Source organism: Pseudomonas sp. PA-5-4B (genome assembly GCF_021606215.1).
Classification (GTDB): domain Bacteria; phylum Pseudomonadota; class Gammaproteobacteria; order Pseudomonadales; family Pseudomonadaceae; genus Aquipseudomonas; species Aquipseudomonas edaphica.
Window position 1 is genome coordinate 148,098 of record NZ_WKDB01000001.1, and the last position, 16,148, is coordinate 164,245.

12 protein-coding genes are annotated in these 16,148 nt (G+C 63.0%); all 12 read left to right on the forward strand.

Going from position 1 to position 16,148, the window contains the following annotated elements; genetic code table 11:
- Positions 1 to 38 precede the first annotated feature (38 nt).
- The 12 genes from tssJ to GIW28_RS00700 all read left to right on the forward strand — a co-directional run bounded on the left by tssJ (position 39) and on the right by GIW28_RS00700 (position 16,146).
- The gene (gene tssJ / locus GIW28_RS00645) at positions 39 to 548 is read left to right on the forward strand and encodes a type VI secretion system lipoprotein TssJ (protein WP_017135826.1); all 510 of its coding nucleotides are present in this window, start codon (positions 39 to 41) and stop codon (positions 546 to 548) included.
- Positions 549 to 564: 16 nt separating this feature from the next.
- Positions 565 to 1,899 (forward strand): type VI secretion system baseplate subunit TssK, encoded by a 1,335-nt coding sequence (gene tssK, locus GIW28_RS00650; protein ID WP_138450366.1) that lies wholly within the window; start codon positions 565 to 567, stop codon positions 1,897 to 1,899.
- Positions 1,900 to 1,905: 6 nt separating this feature from the next.
- Positions 1,906 to 3,195, forward strand: a complete 1,290-nt coding sequence (locus GIW28_RS00655; RefSeq protein ID WP_017135828.1) for a DotU family type VI secretion system protein — start codon at positions 1,906 to 1,908, stop codon at positions 3,193 to 3,195.
- Positions 3,192 to 6,692 carry a type VI secretion system membrane subunit TssM gene (gene tssM / locus GIW28_RS00660; RefSeq protein WP_236445919.1) on the forward strand — a complete coding sequence of 1,167 codons (3,501 nt, stop codon included), beginning with the start codon at positions 3,192 to 3,194 and terminating at the stop codon, positions 6,690 to 6,692. Before GIW28_RS00655 ends, tssM begins: the two co-directional genes overlap by 4 nt.
- The gene (gene tagF / locus GIW28_RS00665) at positions 6,689 to 7,342 is read left to right on the forward strand and encodes a type VI secretion system-associated protein TagF (RefSeq protein WP_017135830.1); all 654 of its coding nucleotides are present in this window, start codon (positions 6,689 to 6,691) and stop codon (positions 7,340 to 7,342) included. Before tssM ends, tagF begins: the two co-directional genes overlap by 4 nt.
- Positions 7,343 to 8,062, forward strand: a complete 720-nt coding sequence (locus tag GIW28_RS00670) for a PP2C family protein-serine/threonine phosphatase (RefSeq protein WP_017135831.1) — start codon at positions 7,343 to 7,345, stop codon at positions 8,060 to 8,062.
- Positions 8,059 to 11,037, forward strand: a complete 2,979-nt coding sequence (locus GIW28_RS00675; RefSeq protein ID WP_099550253.1) for a serine/threonine-protein kinase — start codon at positions 8,059 to 8,061, stop codon at positions 11,035 to 11,037. The genes GIW28_RS00670 and GIW28_RS00675 overlap by 4 nt, the downstream gene beginning before the upstream one ends.
- On the forward strand, positions 11,037 to 11,741 hold the full coding sequence (locus GIW28_RS00680; protein WP_099550254.1) for an ABC transporter ATP-binding protein: 705 nt from the start codon (positions 11,037 to 11,039) through the stop codon (positions 11,739 to 11,741). The genes GIW28_RS00675 and GIW28_RS00680 overlap by 1 nt, the downstream gene beginning before the upstream one ends.
- Positions 11,741 to 12,925: an ABC transporter permease gene (locus GIW28_RS00685; RefSeq protein WP_236445917.1), complete on the forward strand. Its 1,185-nt coding sequence runs from the start codon at positions 11,741 to 11,743 to the stop codon at positions 12,923 to 12,925. Before GIW28_RS00680 ends, GIW28_RS00685 begins: the two co-directional genes overlap by 1 nt.
- Positions 12,918 to 14,630: a formylglycine-generating enzyme family protein gene (locus tag GIW28_RS00690; RefSeq protein ID WP_236445915.1), complete on the forward strand. Its 1,713-nt coding sequence runs from the start codon at positions 12,918 to 12,920 to the stop codon at positions 14,628 to 14,630. The genes GIW28_RS00685 and GIW28_RS00690 overlap by 8 nt, the downstream gene beginning before the upstream one ends.
- 84 nt (positions 14,631 to 14,714) lie before the next feature.
- Positions 14,715 to 15,641 (forward strand): type VI secretion system-associated lipoprotein TagQ, encoded by a 927-nt coding sequence (gene tagQ, locus GIW28_RS00695; protein ID WP_017135836.1) that lies wholly within the window; start codon positions 14,715 to 14,717, stop codon positions 15,639 to 15,641.
- Between the two features lie 124 nt (positions 15,642 to 15,765).
- Complete coding sequence (locus tag GIW28_RS00700; RefSeq protein WP_017135837.1) at positions 15,766 to 16,146, forward strand: hypothetical protein; 381 nt, start codon at positions 15,766 to 15,768, stop codon at positions 16,144 to 16,146.
- The last annotated feature ends 2 nt before the right edge of the window (positions 16,147 to 16,148 follow it).

The window sequence follows — 16,148 nt, forward strand, 5'->3', positions numbered from 1 at the left end:
ATAAAACGGATAGCTAAGTACGTCATTGAGGACGCAGGATGATTCCCAGGTTTTTACTCGCAGCCGCCACCGCGCTGTTGCTGACGGCGTGTGCCAAGGACGCGGTCAAACCCGAGGTTACCGCTGAAGCCGAAGCGGGCACTGCCGCAGTCGAGCTGCACTTTCACGCCATTGCCGGGCTAAACCCCGGCGCCAACGGCCAGGCTGCTCCGGTGCGGGTGCGCATTTTCGAACTGAAAAACGCCGCCACCTTCAGTCGCTCCGACTACTTCGCCTTGGCCGATCGCGCGCAATCCACCCTTGGCCTGGACCTGCTGGACCAGGATGAAGTGATGATCCAACCCGGCCAGCAACTGAGCATCCAGCGCGACCTTGACCCTTCCACACGCCAGATCGGCTTGTTGGTGGGCTATCGCGAGCTGGACCGCGCGCAATGGCGCACGGTGCTCACGGTTCCGGCGCGCCAATACACCGAATATCAGATCAGCCTCGATGTGCGCGCCGTACGCGCCGACGTCGTGGTTCCCCCATCCAGCCCTGCCCAATAAAACCCTCGGAGCCCCCATGTCCTGGAACAATCGCGTGGTCTGGTCGGAAGGCATGTTCATCGGAACGCAGCACTTCCAGCAGCATGACCGTTACCTGGAAAACCTCATCGACGCGCGCAGCCGACCGTTGTCCGCCGGTGCCTGGGGCTTTTCCGAGTTGCTTATTGATCAGGGCCTGCTGGCCCAGGGCAAGCTGGCGATCGTGTCGGCGCGTGGCCTGTTGCCCGACGGCACGCCGTTCAATATTCCCCAGGATGATCTGGCGCCGAGCCCGCTGAATATCGACGACAACCTGCGCGACGGCCTGGTGTACCTGGCCTTGCCGCTCAAGCGCGCCGGTGCGCGAGACACGGTGGATGAAGGCGAAGCGCTGGAAGCGGCACGGTACGTCAGCCAGGTGCGCGAAGTGCGCGACGATAACGCGCCGTTTGAAAACCGCGCGCCAGTGGCTGTGGGTTCCCGAGCGCTGCGCCTGTTGACCGCGCAGGATGGCATCAGTGACTACGCCGCCATCGGCCTGGTGCGCATCAAGGAAAAGCGTGCCGACCGTGCATTGGTGCTCGACGACACGTATATCCCACCGGTTTTGGACGTGGCCGCGAGCAAACCACTCACCGCCTTTCGCAGTGAACTGCTCGGCCTGCTGCACCAGCGCGGCGAAGCCCTGGCGGGCCGCGTGGTCGCCTCGGGTGCGGGTGGCGCTTCGGAAATTGCCGACTTCATGCTGCTGCAATTGGTCAACCGCGCGCAGCCACTGATCCAGCATTTGAGCCAGTTAAGCCCGCTGCACCCTGAGCGGTTTTTCAGCGAGCTGGTGAGCCTGGCGGGTGAGTTCGCCACGTTTTCCACCACGGGCCGGCGCCCGCAGGAATACCCGCAATACCAACATGATGACCTGGCCCTGAGCTTCGCCCCGGTGATGGCAGCGTTGCGTGAAGCCTTGTCGATGCTGATCGACAGCAAAGCCACGCCGATCCCGATTGTGGAAAAAGCCTATGGCATCCACGTGGCCATGCTCGCCGACAAAACCCTGCTCGACAGCGCCAGTTTCATCCTCGTGGTACGCGCCGACGTGCCCGGCGAAACCCTGCGCGCCCGCTTCGGTCAGCAGAGCAAAGTCGGCTCCGTGGAGCACATCCGCGACATGGTCAACCTGCAATTGCCAGGTATCGGCCTGCTGCCGTTGCCGGTTGCGCCACGCCAGATCCCGTACCACGCAGGCAGCACCTATTACGAGCTGGACCGTGGCAGCGAGCACTGGCAGCAACTGAACAACTCCGGCGGGTTTGCCTTCCATATCGCCGGGCAGTTCCCGGGCTTGAACCTGGCCTTCTGGGCGATCCGAGGATAATTGGCGATGCATCCCAATGATGATGACCGCACCCAGTTCATGCCTCGCCCAGGTGGTCGTGCACCGGAACCTGCACGTGCCGAACCGGCGCCTTTGTCGATGCCGGCCGCGCCGATCCTCACCGGCAAAAGCCAGGGCCTGAACCCGTTGGAAAGCGCCGCCGGGCCGCTGTTGGCGCTGTTGACGCGCCTGCGCAACACCATCGCCCATCCGGCGCCGGCCAGTTTGCGTGCGCAGTTGCTGGCCTACCTGCGCCAGTTCGAAGAGCGCGCCGAAGCCGCCGGTGTGGCGCGCAACGAAGTGCTGCTGGCGCGTTACGCGCTGTGTACGGCGCTCGATGAAGCCGTGCTCAGCACGCCGTGGGGCAGTGCCAGTGACTGGGGCAAGCAGAGCTTGTTGATCACCGTGCACAACGAAGCCTGGGGTGGCGAAAAGGTTTTCCAGTTGCTCGACCATTGCCTGCAAAGCCCGCGTGAGCGGTTGTACCTGCTGGAGCTGCTGTACCTGTGCATGTGCCTGGGTTTTGAAGGCCGCTACCGCGTGATGAATGACGGTCGCAGCCAGCTGGAAGCCTTGCGTGAACGCACCGCCGCAGCGATTCGCAGTGCGCGTGGCGAGCACGAACGCGAACTCTCGCCGCATTGGCGCGGCGTGACGGTGGCACGTGATCGCCTCGCGCAATTCATGCCGCCGTGGATCGCTGTGGCCATCGGCCTGGCGCTGCTGCTGGCGTTGCTGTTTGGCTTGCGCATGAAACTGGCGTCGGATGCGGAGCCGGTATTCAAGAATATCCATGCCCTGGGCGAGATTCCGGTGCAGGCCATCGACCGCCCGGTGGCGCAGCCCAAAGTCATCGAGCGGCCGCGTCTGGCCGGCTTCCTCGTGGAAGACATCAAGGCGGGCCGCGTGGCCGTGGAAGACAAGGTCGACCGTTCCGTGGTGACGATTCGCGGCGATGAACTGTTCGCGTCTGCCAGCTCCAGCATCCGCGATGACTTCGAGCCACTGATGCTGCGCATCGCTGACGCCATCCGCAAGGTCAAGGGCCAGGTCCGTGTGACCGGGCACAGCGATAACCGCCCGATTGCTACGCTGCGCTTCCCGTCCAACTGGGCATTGTCCGAAGCGCGGGCCAAGTCGGTGCTGGACATCCTGGCGGCCAAGACCGGCCAGGCGGATCGCTTCAGCGCTGAAGGCCGCAGCGACACCGAGCCGGTGGCGACCAACGCCACCGCCGAAGGCCGTGCCCGTAATCGTCGGGTTGAAATCACCGTATTGGCGGAGGGCGTCGAGTGAAGGCGTTTTTCAGTTTCATGATTCGCTGGGTGATCCCCGTGCTGGGCCTGATTGCCCTGAGCCTGATCATCTGGTTTGTGGGGCCGTTGCTCGACGTGCTGGTGCCGGAAGGGCGGCGCTGGGTGTTGATTATCTTGGTGTTTGCGCTGTGGATCGCCTACCGCGTAGTGCGCATTATCCAGGCGCGCCGCCAGGCCGCCGAAGTGATGCGCAGCCTCGCCGCAGAAACCCCGGCCGACCCCAACAGTGTCGCCACGGCCGAAGAGTTGTCGACCTTGCGCCAGCGCATGGACGAAGCCCTGGCATTGCTGAAAAAGGCCAAGCTCGGCGGTGATGAGCGCCGCAATCTCTATGAGCTGCCGTGGTACGTGATCATCGGCCCACCGGGTTCGGGCAAGACCACCGCGCTGGTCAATTCCGGCCTGCACTTTCCACTCGCTGCGCAGTTGGGCGCCGGTGCTGTGCGCGGCGTTGGCGGTACGCGCAATTGTGATTGGTGGTTTACCGACCAGGCCGTTTTGCTCGATACCGCCGGCCGCTACACCACCCAGGACAGCAACTCCACAGTGGATAAAGCCGCGTGGCTGGGCTTTCTCGATCTGCTGAAAAAGCAGCGTTCGCGTCGGCCCATTGATGGCGCGTTTATCGCCATCAGCCTCTCGGATCTGCTGCTCGGTACGGAGGCCGAACGCGCCGCCCATGCGGCGGCGATTCGCCTGCGGATCCAGGAGCTGTACACCCAATTGGGCGTGCGTTTCCCGATCTACCTGATGCTGACCAAGCTCGACCTGGTGCCGGGCTTCATGGAGTTCTTCGACAACCTTAGCAAGGAAGACCGCGCCCAGGTGTGGGGCATGACCTTCGCCCTGGACGACGGCAAAAACAGCGACAGCCCGCTGGCCCATCTGCAAAGCGAGTTTGCGGGTCTTGAGCAGCGCCTGAATGAACGGCTGGTGGAGCGCCTGCAACAGGAGCGTGACCCGGCGCGGCGTGACCTGATCTACGGCTTCCCGCAGCAGTTCGGTGCGTTGAAAGATTGCCTGCAAGGTTTCCTCGAAGGCGTGTTCAAACCCAACGCCTTCGAAGAGCGCGTGTTGCTGCGCGGAGTCTATTTCACCAGCGGCACCCAGGAAGGCAGCCCGATTGATCGCTTGATCGGCGCCATGGCCCAGAGCATGAACCTGGACCGCCAGCACCTGGCACGACAGAGCGGCACCGGGCGCAGTTATTTCATCGAAAAGTTGTTCACCGCCGTGGCGTTTGCCGAGCGTGGGTTGGTGGGTGTGAACCCGAAAGTCGAGCGCCGCCGCAAGTGGATTGCACGCGGTGTGCTGGCCGCTACCATCGCCCTTGTGGTGGTGGTCAGTGGCCTGTGGTGGGTGAGTTATCGTGCCAACCAGGCGTATATCGCCCAGGTTGACCAGAAGGTTGCGCCGCTGGGCCAGACCGTACAAAACCTCAGCCCGGCGCAGCGTGAAGTGCTGGCAGTGTTGCCGCTGCTCAACGCGGTGAAGAACCTCGCGGGCGATTCGCCGAGCTGGTCCGAAGGCCTGGGCCTGTATCAGGGCGATATGCTTGAAGCCGAATCCGCCAGTGTCTATCGCAAGCTCTTGATCGCCGTGTTTGCGCCACGCCTGGTGACGCGCATCGAAGAGCAACTGCATGGTGGCGGCAATTCCGACTTCCTCTATGAAGGCCTCAAGGCCTACCTGATGCTCGCCGATAACGAGCACTACGACCCGGACTTCATCAAGGCCTGGGTCGCCCTGGATTGGGACCGCAACCTGCCGCGTGACCTGCCGGCCGATCAGCGCCAGGCGTTGACCGGGCACTTGCAGGCGCTGTTCGACCGCCACCCGCCGAATGCGCGGCTGGACCCACGCCTGATCGATGACCTGCGTCGCCAACTGCAACAGCTGCCGGTGGCGCAACGCGTGTACGACCGGGTCAAGCGCCAGAAGCTGCCCGAGGGCATCCCCGACTTTCGCCTCAACGAAGCCGCCGGCCGTGATGCTGCGTTGGTGTTCAGCCGTAAAAGCGGAAAGCCATTGGGCGAACCGTTGAGTGGGTTCTTCACTGCCAAAGGCTATCGTCAGGCGTTCCTGCTCAGCAGCCTGAACCAGACTGGCACGCTCGCGGAAGAACAATGGGTGTTGGGCCGTGAGCAAGCCGATCAGCAGAACGTGGTGAGCCTGGCCGCCGACGTGCGCCGCCTGTACTTCCAGGACTACCAGCGCCAATGGGACGCCTTGCTCGCGGACATCGACTTTGTGCCGATCACCAGCGTGGCCCAGGCGGCCGATGTGCTGCGGGTGATTTCCGGCCCCACTTCGCCGCTTAAAAAGCTGCTGGTAGCCGTGGCCAAAGAGACCGATCTGCAAGCTGAAGAACGCCAATTGGCCGCCAAAGGCGTGCCGGTGGAAGGCGGTGTCGACAAGCTCAAGGAACGTCTCGGCAGCCTGCTCGGCCAGGAGCAACCAAGCGCTAATGCACCGCAAGCGGCGGACGATCCGGTGACCGCGCACTTTGCCGAACTCAATAGCATCGTCAGCAAAAACGAAGGCGAACCGGCGGCCATCGACGGCCTGTTGGCGGACATGAACGCGCTGTATGTGCAAGTCAGCGCCATGGTCGGCGCCAGTGGCGACGCCTTGCTTGGCGAGGCCAAGAACCAGGCGGCCGCTGCGGCCACGCGGGTCAGCTTGAATGCCGAGCGCCAGCCGCCGCTGGTGCAGGGCATGGTCAAGTCGGTGGTCAACTCCACCACCAACAGCATGATGGGCGGGGTGCGTAACCAGCTGAATGCGGCGTGGGTGAGTGAAGTGGTCAACGTGTATCGCCAGTCTCTGGCGGGGCGTTATCCGATGTCGCCGGGCAGCGCGCGGGACGCCACGCTCGATGACTTCGGCCAGTTCTTCGGCGTGGGCGGGGTGATGGATAACTATTTCCGCAAATACCTGCAGCCTTACGTGGATACGTCCGCACAGACCTGGCGCTGGCAGCCGGGCGCGGCGCAGAAGCTTGGGATCGCGCCGGGCGTGCTGCAAACCTTCCAGCGTGCGGCGGCTATTCGTGACGCGTTCTTTAGATCGGGGGGCACCCAGCCGATCGTGCGTTTCGAGCTCAAGCCGGTGTCGATGGACCCGACCATCACCCAGTTCCTGCTCGACCTCGACGGCCAGCAACTGAGCTACGACCACGGCCCAAGCCGGCCGGTAGCGATGCAATGGCCGAACCCCGGCAGTATCGGCGTGGTGCGTGTTTCGATCACGCCGCCGTCGGCCAGTGGCCGTTCCGGCGTGACCCTGGACGGCCCATGGGCATGGTTCCGTTTGCTGGAGCAATCGGACCTGAGCGCCGGCAATTCGCCGGACCGCTTCAACCTGCGTTTGCGGGTTGATGGCGCGAGCATCGCCTACGAGTTGCGCGCCAACAGCGCCTTCAACCCGTTCAAGAGCCGCGTACTCAGTGGCTTCAGCCTGCCGGAGCGGCTATGAACACGCTGGGCTTCTACGGCAAGTTGGCCAGCCGCGGTGACTTTGTCAGCCGCGCCTTGCCCCAGAGTTTTATCGGCCCGTGGGACAGCTGGCTGGCCGCAGGTTTGCTCGCCAGCCAGAGCAGCCTGGGTGGCGATTGGCTAAACGTCTATCTGGTCAGCCCGTTGTGGCGTTTTGTGCTGGCGCCGGGCGTATGCGGGCCGGACGCGGCGGCAGGCGTGGTGATGCCAAGTATTGATCGGGTCGGGCGCTATTTCCCGTTGGCCGTGGTGGCGTTGCTTGATCACGACACTAACCCGGCGTCATTGGTGGGTGGCCCGGATACGTGGTTTGAGCAGGCTGAAGAGCTGTTGCTCAGCACCCTGGATACTGGCGCTACGTTTGAAGGCTTTAACGATGGCGTTGACAGCCTGGGCATCCCGGCAAGTGAACCGCGCGCGGTAGACAGTCGCTTCGCGGGCCTGCAGCGGGTCGCCGCCACCGTGCCCCACAGCCGCATGACCGCACTGGCCGAGCAGGCTTGTGAGGGTGCCAGCCTGTGGTGGGGCCGTGGCTCACAACGTATTTCCCCAGGTTTATTGCGGTGCCAGGGTTTGCCGGCTGCCGGCGATTTTGCGCAGTTTTTGCTCGGACAAGAAGGTGTGGTGTAGATGGGGGCGACGTTTAAATCCGCGAGCAAAAGCCATGTGGGCATGGTGCGCCAGGTCAATGAAGACGCGTGCCTGGACCTGCCGGAAAACCGCCTGTGGGTGGTAGCCGATGGCATGGGCGGGCATGCGGCCGGCGATTACGTCAGCAGCTTGATCGTCGACAGCCTGCGCAACGTGCCGGTGGGGCGCTCTCTCGATGAATACTCGGCGGCCTTGCGCAATGACCTGATCCGCATCAACGCCACGGTGCGTGAAGAAACCGCCAACCGTGGCGTGAGCATGATGGGCAGCACCGTGGTGGTGCTCGCCGCACGTGGCCTGCGTGGCGTGTGTTTATGGGCCGGCGACAGTCGCCTGTACCGCCTGCGCGAAGGGCAGTTGGACAGCATTTCCCGCGATCACAGCTACGTGCAGGACCTGCAAGACAGCGGCCTGCTCAGCGAAGCCGACGCGCGCGTGCATCCTCGCGCCAATATCGTCACCCGCGCCGTGGGCGTGGAGGCGCAGCTGGAAGTGGCGGTGACTGACCTGCTGATTTCCCCCGGCGACAGCTACCTGCTGTGCAGCGATGGCCTGAACAAGACCGTCGAAGACCATGAAATACGTGAAGTGCTGAGCCACGACGCGCCGGACGAAATCGTGCGCAGCCTGGTGCACCTGGGGCTCAACCGTGGCGCGCCGGACAATATCACTGCCATTGTCGTGAAGGTCTCGCCATGAACATTGTGATCCCTGGCTACGACATCGAAGGCGAGATCGGCGAAGGCGCCATGGCCAGCGTGTACCTGGCGACCCAGCGCTCGCTGGAGCGCAAGGTGGCCTTGAAGGTGATGGCGGCGGCGCTGGCGGCCGACCCGAGCTTCTGCGAGCGCTTCCTGCGCGAGGGCAAGACCCTGGCGCGCCTGTCGCATCCGCACACGGTGACCATCCATGACATCGGCAATGTCGGTGAGCTGTACTACATGGCCATGGAATACCTGCCCAACGGCACGCTAAAGGAGCGTATCGCCGCCGGCCTGACGCCGGAGCAGGGCGTGACGCTGATTCGCCAGATCGCTTCGGCGTTGGGCTATGCGCATGCACAGGGTTTGGTACACCGCGACGTCAAACCAGCGAACATTCTGTTTCGCGCTGACGGTACCGCCGTGCTGTCGGACTTCGGCATCGCCAAGTCCCTGGACGATCGCACCCAGTTCACCCAAGCCGGTTTTGCCGTGGGCACGCCGAGCTATATGAGCCCGGAGCAGGCGCGTGGCCAGGAAATTGATGGCCGCGCCGACCTGTATGCGTTGGGCGTGGTGCTCTACGAAATTCTCGTCGGCAAGCTGCCGTACAGCGGCACCGATGCGCTGTCCACTGCGCTGGCGCATCTGACCGAGCCGCTGCCGGAACTGCCGGTGCACCACGGGCGTTATCAGGAGGTGCTGCGCAAGCTGTTGGCCAAAGACCCGGCCGAGCGTTTTCCGGATGCGGCGGCGTTGCTGCGCGCGCTCGACCAACTGCCCGCAGATTCGCCGGAAGCCACGCTGGTGCGGCCGTTACCGATTCCGCTGAGTTTTGACTTGGCCGGAATGACGCCAGTGTCCATCGAGATTCCGACCGACAACCCCCAGCCGCAACCGGTGCGTCAACCGGTGGTAACTCCCACGCAACACCGCGCCGTGTCCGAGCAGCGCCGTGGTCCGGTGCTGGCCCTGGCCGCTGTCGCTGTGGCGGTTGCACTGGCTATTGGTGGCGTCAGTTACTGGTGGCTGAGCGGCAGCGATGAACCTGCCAAACCGCCTGTCGCCGTGGTGCCCAAGACCACGCCACCGCCGGAGGTAAAGCCGGTGGTGGCCGAGGCGGATGGCGGCCAGCGGCCGTTGCTGATGGCCGGTAAAAAGACCTTGTTCCAGCGCGTGCTCAGCAAGCCGGGCGCCAAGCTGTCCCATGATGCCGGTGGTGCAGCAGACGAAGCCCTGCCGGCGTTTTCGGTGCTCTATGTTTACCAGCGTAAAGACATCGACGGCAGCCCGTGGGTGCGTGTCGGCGCCGCAACCGATGGGCGCAGCGATGGTTGGTTGCCAGCCGCTCAAGTCAGCGACTGGAAGCAAAGCCTGGTGCTTAAGTTTACCGAGCGCTCGGGCCGGGCGCCGGTGATGTTCCTGCGCCAATCGGCGCAGGTGGAAAAGCTGTTGGCTGATCCCGCCGCCGCCAAAAACGTGTTGGCCAAGGCGCAGAAGAACCGCGAAGACAATCAACAGGTGCTGGCGCTTGAGCCGACAGCCAGTGCTGTGCCGCAAAACCAGTTTTACCTGCTGCCGATTTTTGATTCCAAAGAGAGCTTCGACGAAAACGGCCAGCCGGTGCAGTTGCTCAATGTGGCGTCCATCGACCCGGGCAGCGCGGCGGCCAAGCCGGCCACCAAAGCAATCGCCGCAGACGCTTTCCGCACGGCCGTGGTGTTAGTGGTCGACACGACGGTTTCGATGCAGCCTTACATCGACCAGGTTCGCGATGTGGTGCATGAGTTGCAAACTCGCATTGCCGAGCGCGGTGAGCTTGATAGCGTGAGCTTCGGGCTGGTGGGCTTTCGTAACAGCATCAAGAAAACCCCTGGTTTGGAATACGTCGCCAAGACGCTCATCAGCCTTGATCAGGGCCGCGACCCGCAGCGCTTCCTCGATATGGCGCGCCAGGTCAAAGCGTCCACGGTGTCCAGTCACTCGTTCAATGAGGACGCGTTTGCCGGGGTGATGCAGGCGGTCGATGGCATGGATTGGTCTGGCTACGGCGGGCGCATCATTTTGCTGGTCACCGATGCCGGCGCGCTGCGCAAGAACGACCCGTTCGCCGCCACCCAGATGAACGAAGCCGAAGTGCGCCAGGCGGCACTCGGCAAGCAGATCAAGATTTACGCCCTGCACCTGCGTACCGATGCCGGCAAGAAAACCCACGCCGGTGCCGAAACCCAGTACCGCGTGCTGACCGCAGACGCCAACCCGCAGATCGGCGACCTTTACACGCCGGTGCCCGGGGGTGATGTACACAAGCTGGGCGAGCGGGTTGATGAGATTGGCACAGTGTTCGCCAACCTGGTGCACCAGGTACGCAGCGACACACCGCAACCGGTGCCGCTGCTGAGTAGCGCGCCGAGCCTGGCGGATAAATCCGCAGCAGTCGGCTACGCCATGCACATGGACTTCCTCGGCCGTAAAACCGCCAGCCAGGCGCCGCAACTGGTCAGCGCCTGGACCGCCGATCGTGACCTGACCAACCCGGCGCTGCCGGCGTTCCAGGTGTGCGTGATGCTCACAAAATTGCAGCTAAACGACCTGCAGCAATCGCTGAAACTGATCGTGGATGCCGCGCGTAAAACCCAGACCTCGCCCAAGGATTTCTTCCAGGAAATTGCCAGCGCTTCAGCCTATATGAGCCGTGACCCGCAGGCCCTGCGCAAGGGCGGCAACCTGGCTGACGGTGGCCTGCTCGGTGAATACCTGGAAGGCCTGCCGTACCGCAGCAAGTCGCTGAACATGACCCAGGACTTGTGGTTATCGCTGAGTGTGGCCGAGCAGGAAGACTTTATCGACGAGCTGGATTCGAAAATCCGCCTCTACGAAACCTTTCACAATGATGTGGCCAACTGGGTCCGTTTCGGCGATGCCGAGCCGGGCGATGCGTTGTACCGCGTACCGTTGTCGACGCTGCCGTAATGCTGAACTTGAGCGCGGTGCACAAAAGCCGGGGCACGGGGAGCCAGCGTTACAGTCTGGTGATTCCGGCCTTGCAGCTGCGTGCCGGTGAGCAGTTGGCGATTATCGGGCCCAGTGGCTGCGGCAAAAGCACTTTGCTGGATTTGCTCGCGCTGGTGTTGGCGCCGGATCAGGTGGGCCGGTTTGAATTCGACAACACCGATATCGGCGGGCTATGGCGTGCCGATCAGCAATCTACCCTGGCTGCGCTGCGCAGCCAGCACTTGGGTTACGTGCTGCAAACCGGCGGCCTGCTGGGTTTTCTCGATGTGCGCGGCAATATTGCCTTGTCGCGGCAATTGCTGGGTTTGAAGGATGACGGCAGCGTGGCGCGCCTGGCTGAACAGCTGGAGATCAGTGACCAGTTGGCGAAGAAACCGGCGGACCTGTCGGTGGGCCAACGCCAGCGCGTGAGTTGCGCCCGTGCCCTGGCCCATGCGCCGCAATTGGTGCTCGCGGATGAGCCGACCGCGTCGCTGGACCCACTGAATGCCGAGCGCGTGATGCAGGCGTTGCTGGCCCAGGCCCGCGAACACCGTGCCGCCTGCGTGATCGCCACCCATGACGAACCCCTGGCCCGCGCCAGCGGCTTGCAGGTACGGCGCATCGGTTGCCGCCGCGACCCTGATGGCGGCGTCACGGCCACGCTCGGGGAGGTGTGCTGATGCGCATCGGCTTGGTGGCCTCGCTGGCCTGGCAGGATTACCGCAATGACGCCTGGCTGTCGGCCTGTTCGGTGCTGGCGCTGGTGGCGGTGATCGCGCCGCTGCTGGTGTTATTCGGCCTGAAATTTGGACTGGTTGGCAGTTTGACCGAACGCTTGGAGACCGATCCGGCCACCCGTGAAATTATCCCATTGGGCGGTGGTCGATTCAGCAGCGAATTTATCCAGCAGCTAGGTCGGCGCAGCGATGTGGCCTTTGCCGTGCCGCGTACCCGACAAATTGCGGCGACCGCGCAGGTGGGCACGCTGGCATTGGAAATGCTGCCGACGGCGGCGGGTGACCCGTTGCTCAGTGGTTTGCCAATGCCCAAGGGCCTGGACCAGATCGTGCTGAGCCACACCGCAGCCGAAAAGCTTGCGGCGCGGCCTGGGGATTGGCTGGAAACCCGCTTTGCGCGGCAAGTGGCGGGGCGCGTCGAAGCCCGCAACGCGCGCCTGCAGGTGCTGGCGGTGTTGCCGTTGGAAGCCTTCGCCCGTGACGGCTTGTTTGCTGATTTGGGCTTGCTGGAAGCGGCGGAAGATTACCGCGATGGCCGTGCCGTGCCGGTGTTGGGCTGGGACGGGGATGAGGTCGGGTTGAACGAGCAGCGTGTGTACCCGGCGTTTCGTCTTTACGCACGCAACCTTACTGATGTGGAGCCGCTGCGGGTGTATTTCGCCGGGCAGAATCTGTTGGTGTCGACCCAGGCACAGACCATCGCCCAGGTGCAGTCGTTGAGCCGCAACCTGTCGTTGGTGTTCTGGATTATTGCCGGGCTGGCCTTGGTCGGGGCGTTTGCAGCGATCTTCGCCGGGGCGCTGGCGGCTGTCGCGCGCAAGCGGCGGGAATTGTCGGTGTTGCGCCTGTTGGGGTTTTCCACCGGCGCACTGTTGTTGTTTGTGGTGTTGCAGGCGCTCTACAGCGCGGGGTTTGCCGCCGTGCTAAGCGCCGGGCTGTATGGCCTGGCCGAGGCTGCTTTGAATAAACTATTTGTGCAAGGGGCGGACGAATATGCCAGTCACCTGCTGGCGCGTCACTACGTCCTGGCCCTGGTTGCAATCCTCGGCGTCAGCGCCGTGGCGGCTGCCTGTGGCGGTTGGCGAGTGGCGCGGATCCAGGCTTCTGAAGGAATCAGAGATGTATAAGTTACTGGGCGCCTGTGTGGCGCTGAGCCTGGCCTCGTTGGCCTGGGCCGATGAAGCGAGTGACAAACTGGATAACCCCAAGCCGTTGCCGGATGACGTGAGCCTGCCGCTGCCCTGCGAAGGCAATATGGTGTTCCGCTACGCCTACGTGCTGGCCCAAGGCACGCTGGATGACCGCGAGATCAGCCTCGGTTACCCCTTTGCCGAAGGCGAGGCGGGTTATCAGCAATCGTTTATTTCCGGCTACCGCCGCGACTTTATCAACGGCCAGTTCACGCTCAAGGATTTGCCAAAGGACTGGAACAAAGTCATCGCGCCGTTGATGCCGAAAACCGACGCCAAAACTCCGCTCAAGCCGATGCTGTATTTCATCGGCAAGTACGAAGTGACTGCCCGCCAGTATGCGCAGGTGATGTCCCAGGCGCAGTCGCTGGCCAGCGGCGAACCGGCTCCAGCCTGTGATGCGCCGACCGGCATGGCCGCACGTTTGCCCAAGGTAAAACTATCGCGTTTCGAAGCTGAACGTTTCTCGGCGGTGTACAGCGCCTGGCTGATGAAATACCACCGTGAGCTGCTGCCGGTGAGCGGCCGCGGTTCTTCGGCCGACGACGGCGGCCTGGGTTTTGTGCGCCTGCCCACCGAAGTGGAATGGGAATACGCCGCACGCGGTGGCCAGGCGGTGAGCCGTCAGGAACTGGAAGGGCGACTGTTCCCGCGCCGCGTCGACGGCAGCGAGAGCGACGGCCCGCTGGGTGATTACGCGGTGTTCAACCAGGTTGCCGGCGGCACCGGTCAGGCTGCGCGCTTGATGCCCATCGGCACCAAACTGCCCAACCCGATCGGCCTGTTTGACGTGATCGGCAACGCAGCGGAAATGGTCCAGGAATCGTTCCAGCTGGTGCATGCCGGGCGCCGCCAGGGCACCTACGGGGGCTTTGTGGTCAAGGGCGGCAACTACCTGGAAGGCGAGGGCACGCTGTTTACCGGCATGCGCCGTGAGTACCCGTTGTTCGCTGCCGATGGCACTGAGCAAAGCAACGAAACCACCGGTTTTCGCGTGGCGATCGGTGCACTGTCGGCGCCGCGTTCGCGCTACAAGGAGCTGTTCGACCAGTGGCAGAAAGAAGGCCGCCTGGCGTCGCTGACTGACGCCATCGATGACGCCCAGGACCCGACCAAGCGCCTGGACAGCATCATTGCCGCCAGTGTCGACCCCAAGCTGCAAGCCGAACTCGGCCTGGTCAACGAAGAGCTGAAACGCAACGTTTCATTGATCGCCCAGCAGCGCGAAGAAGCCGCGGGCAACCTGATCCAGTCGGCCGCGTTGGTGGCCGAGACCATCAACAATTACAACATCCGCCTGGCCAACCTGCAGAAGAGTCGCCAGCAGGCCAAAGACAACAAGGATGAGGCCAGCGCGCAGCTGTTCGACATGGCCATCACCAATGGCCGCAGCGCCCTCGACGGCGCAGTGGCGATTTACATCGACAACCTGGCCACCGGCACGCGCTACACCGATGCGGTGATCCAGGCCCAGTTTCAAAGGATCAAGGAAGAGTTGGATCGCAAGCCAGTGCTCGGCAAGAGCCTGGTGACGCGCGCGACACTGTTCGTTCGCCATGTCGGCAACTACCGCAAGCAACAGCGGGCCGACCCGGCAACGATCTTGAAGGAATTGCTCGCAGCGAGCGGTCAGCGGTCTTGACCGCTGGTTGTATGGCGAGCTTGGAAAGGACTCAGGCGGCGGTGGGCCGTGCTGGGCAAGTCAAACTTAAAAGAGAACACACCTATGCTTTTTTCCCGTAAGGCGGTTTCCAAGCGTCACCTGCTGCTGATCGCAGCTGGTTTCAGCACCGTGTTGACAGGTTGCGCCACGTCGCCGGCTTCCAAGGTCGCGTCGAGCACCAAGGTCGAGTACTACCCCAACTGCTACGAGCCGGTGCAGCACTTGCGTGCAACCGATTCGAATATGACCAAGTCGGTCGTCACCGGTGCGGCGCTTGGCGCAGCCGGCGGTGCATTGCTGGGCGCGCTGACCGGCGACTCCGACAAGCGTGGCCGTAATGCCGCCATCGGTGCAGCGGGCGGCGCCCTGGCGGGTGGCGCAGCGGGTTACTACACCGAGCGTCAGAAGCAGATCACCGATGACAACCAGCGCATCGCGTCCTACTCCACCGACTTCAATAAAAGCGCGTCCGACATCGACCGCAGCACGGCCTACGCCAAGGCGTCCCAGCAGTGCTATCAGAGCGCATTCACCAAGCTGGTGGCCGACCGCAAGGCCAAGACCGTCAACGACACTGAAGGCCGCAAGCGCCTGGCGGAAATCGTGGCTGGCTTGAAAGAGTCCAATGACCTGATCGTTGCAGTTAACGGCAAGGCCAGCGAAGACTTGAACAACTACACCCAGGCTTACGAGCAAGATCTGAAACAAGTGGGTGTGCAGCGTGCTGACGTAGTGACCGTGGCCCAGGCCGACACGACGCCGCAGGTGGTGCCGGCGAAGAAAGGCAAGACGCCTGCCAAAGTCGCCAAAAAACCGGTGCTGCCAACCGTGCCGAAAGAAGCGGTGACCACCGAGAAGAGTATTCAGACCGTGCAAACCAAGCAGGCTGAAAGCAAGCAGGTCGCCAGCGCTGGCAAGGCGCAGATCGAAGGCACCTGCCGCGATCCGAACCTGGCCGACTGGGCGCCAGTGCCGTGCCCTAACGTTTAAGCAACATGTTGCTATAAGCGTTAAACGCCTGCCGATCTCCTGCTAAAGCGCGAGATCGGTGGCGTTCTGCCGGTAAATCGTTACACTGCTGCGGCCACTTAATAAATACACTGAGGCTGTGTGCATGAAATTTCGTCTTCTGCTGTGGGTGCTGGGCCTGATGATGGGCAAAGCCAGCCGCACCAATCCTGCCTTTCAGCAACAGCTGGGTGATAAAGACCTGGCGTTCCAGTTGCAGACCCTCGACGGCAAGGTTGCCCGTCACTTCATCGTCAAAGACCAGCGCATCACCAGCCGCTCAGGTGTTCACCCGGCGCCAGCCTTTGCTATCGCCTTTAAAGATGCCGCCTACGGCTTCGCCACTATGCAGGCGAAGAACAAGCAACTGGCGTTCATGACGGGGATTCAGGACAAGTCGATCCAGATCAAGGGCAACCCGGCGTTGGTGATCTGGTTCCAGGGGCTGACCAAGTATTTGAAGCCGCGTAAAAAAACAGCTGGTTAGCT

Excerpts from the sequence above, each read along its gene's own strand:
- GIW28_RS00680 (WP_099550254.1), top strand. The coding sequence starts at position 11,037 with ATGCTGAACTTGAGCGCGGTGCACAAAAGCCGGGGCACGGGGAGCCAG.
- tagQ (WP_017135836.1), top strand. The coding sequence starts at position 14,715 with ATGCTTTTTTCCCGTAAGGCGGTTTCCAAGCGTCACCTGCTGCTGATC.
- GIW28_RS00675 (WP_099550253.1), top strand. The coding sequence starts at position 8,059 with ATGAACATTGTGATCCCTGGCTACGACATCGAAGGCGAGATCGGCGAA.
- GIW28_RS00670 (WP_017135831.1), top strand. The coding sequence starts at position 7,343 with ATGGGGGCGACGTTTAAATCCGCGAGCAAAAGCCATGTGGGCATGGTG.
- tagF (WP_017135830.1), top strand. The coding sequence starts at position 6,689 with ATGAACACGCTGGGCTTCTACGGCAAGTTGGCCAGCCGCGGTGACTTT.
- GIW28_RS00690 (WP_236445915.1), top strand. The coding sequence starts at position 12,918 with ATGTATAAGTTACTGGGCGCCTGTGTGGCGCTGAGCCTGGCCTCGTTG.
- GIW28_RS00700 (WP_017135837.1), top strand. The coding sequence starts at position 15,766 with ATGAAATTTCGTCTTCTGCTGTGGGTGCTGGGCCTGATGATGGGCAAA.
- tssK (WP_138450366.1), top strand. The coding sequence starts at position 565 with ATGTCCTGGAACAATCGCGTGGTCTGGTCGGAAGGCATGTTCATCGGA.
- GIW28_RS00685 (WP_236445917.1), top strand. The coding sequence starts at position 11,741 with ATGCGCATCGGCTTGGTGGCCTCGCTGGCCTGGCAGGATTACCGCAAT.
- GIW28_RS00655 (WP_017135828.1), top strand. The coding sequence starts at position 1,906 with ATGCATCCCAATGATGATGACCGCACCCAGTTCATGCCTCGCCCAGGT.
- tssJ (WP_017135826.1), top strand. The coding sequence starts at position 39 with ATGATTCCCAGGTTTTTACTCGCAGCCGCCACCGCGCTGTTGCTGACG.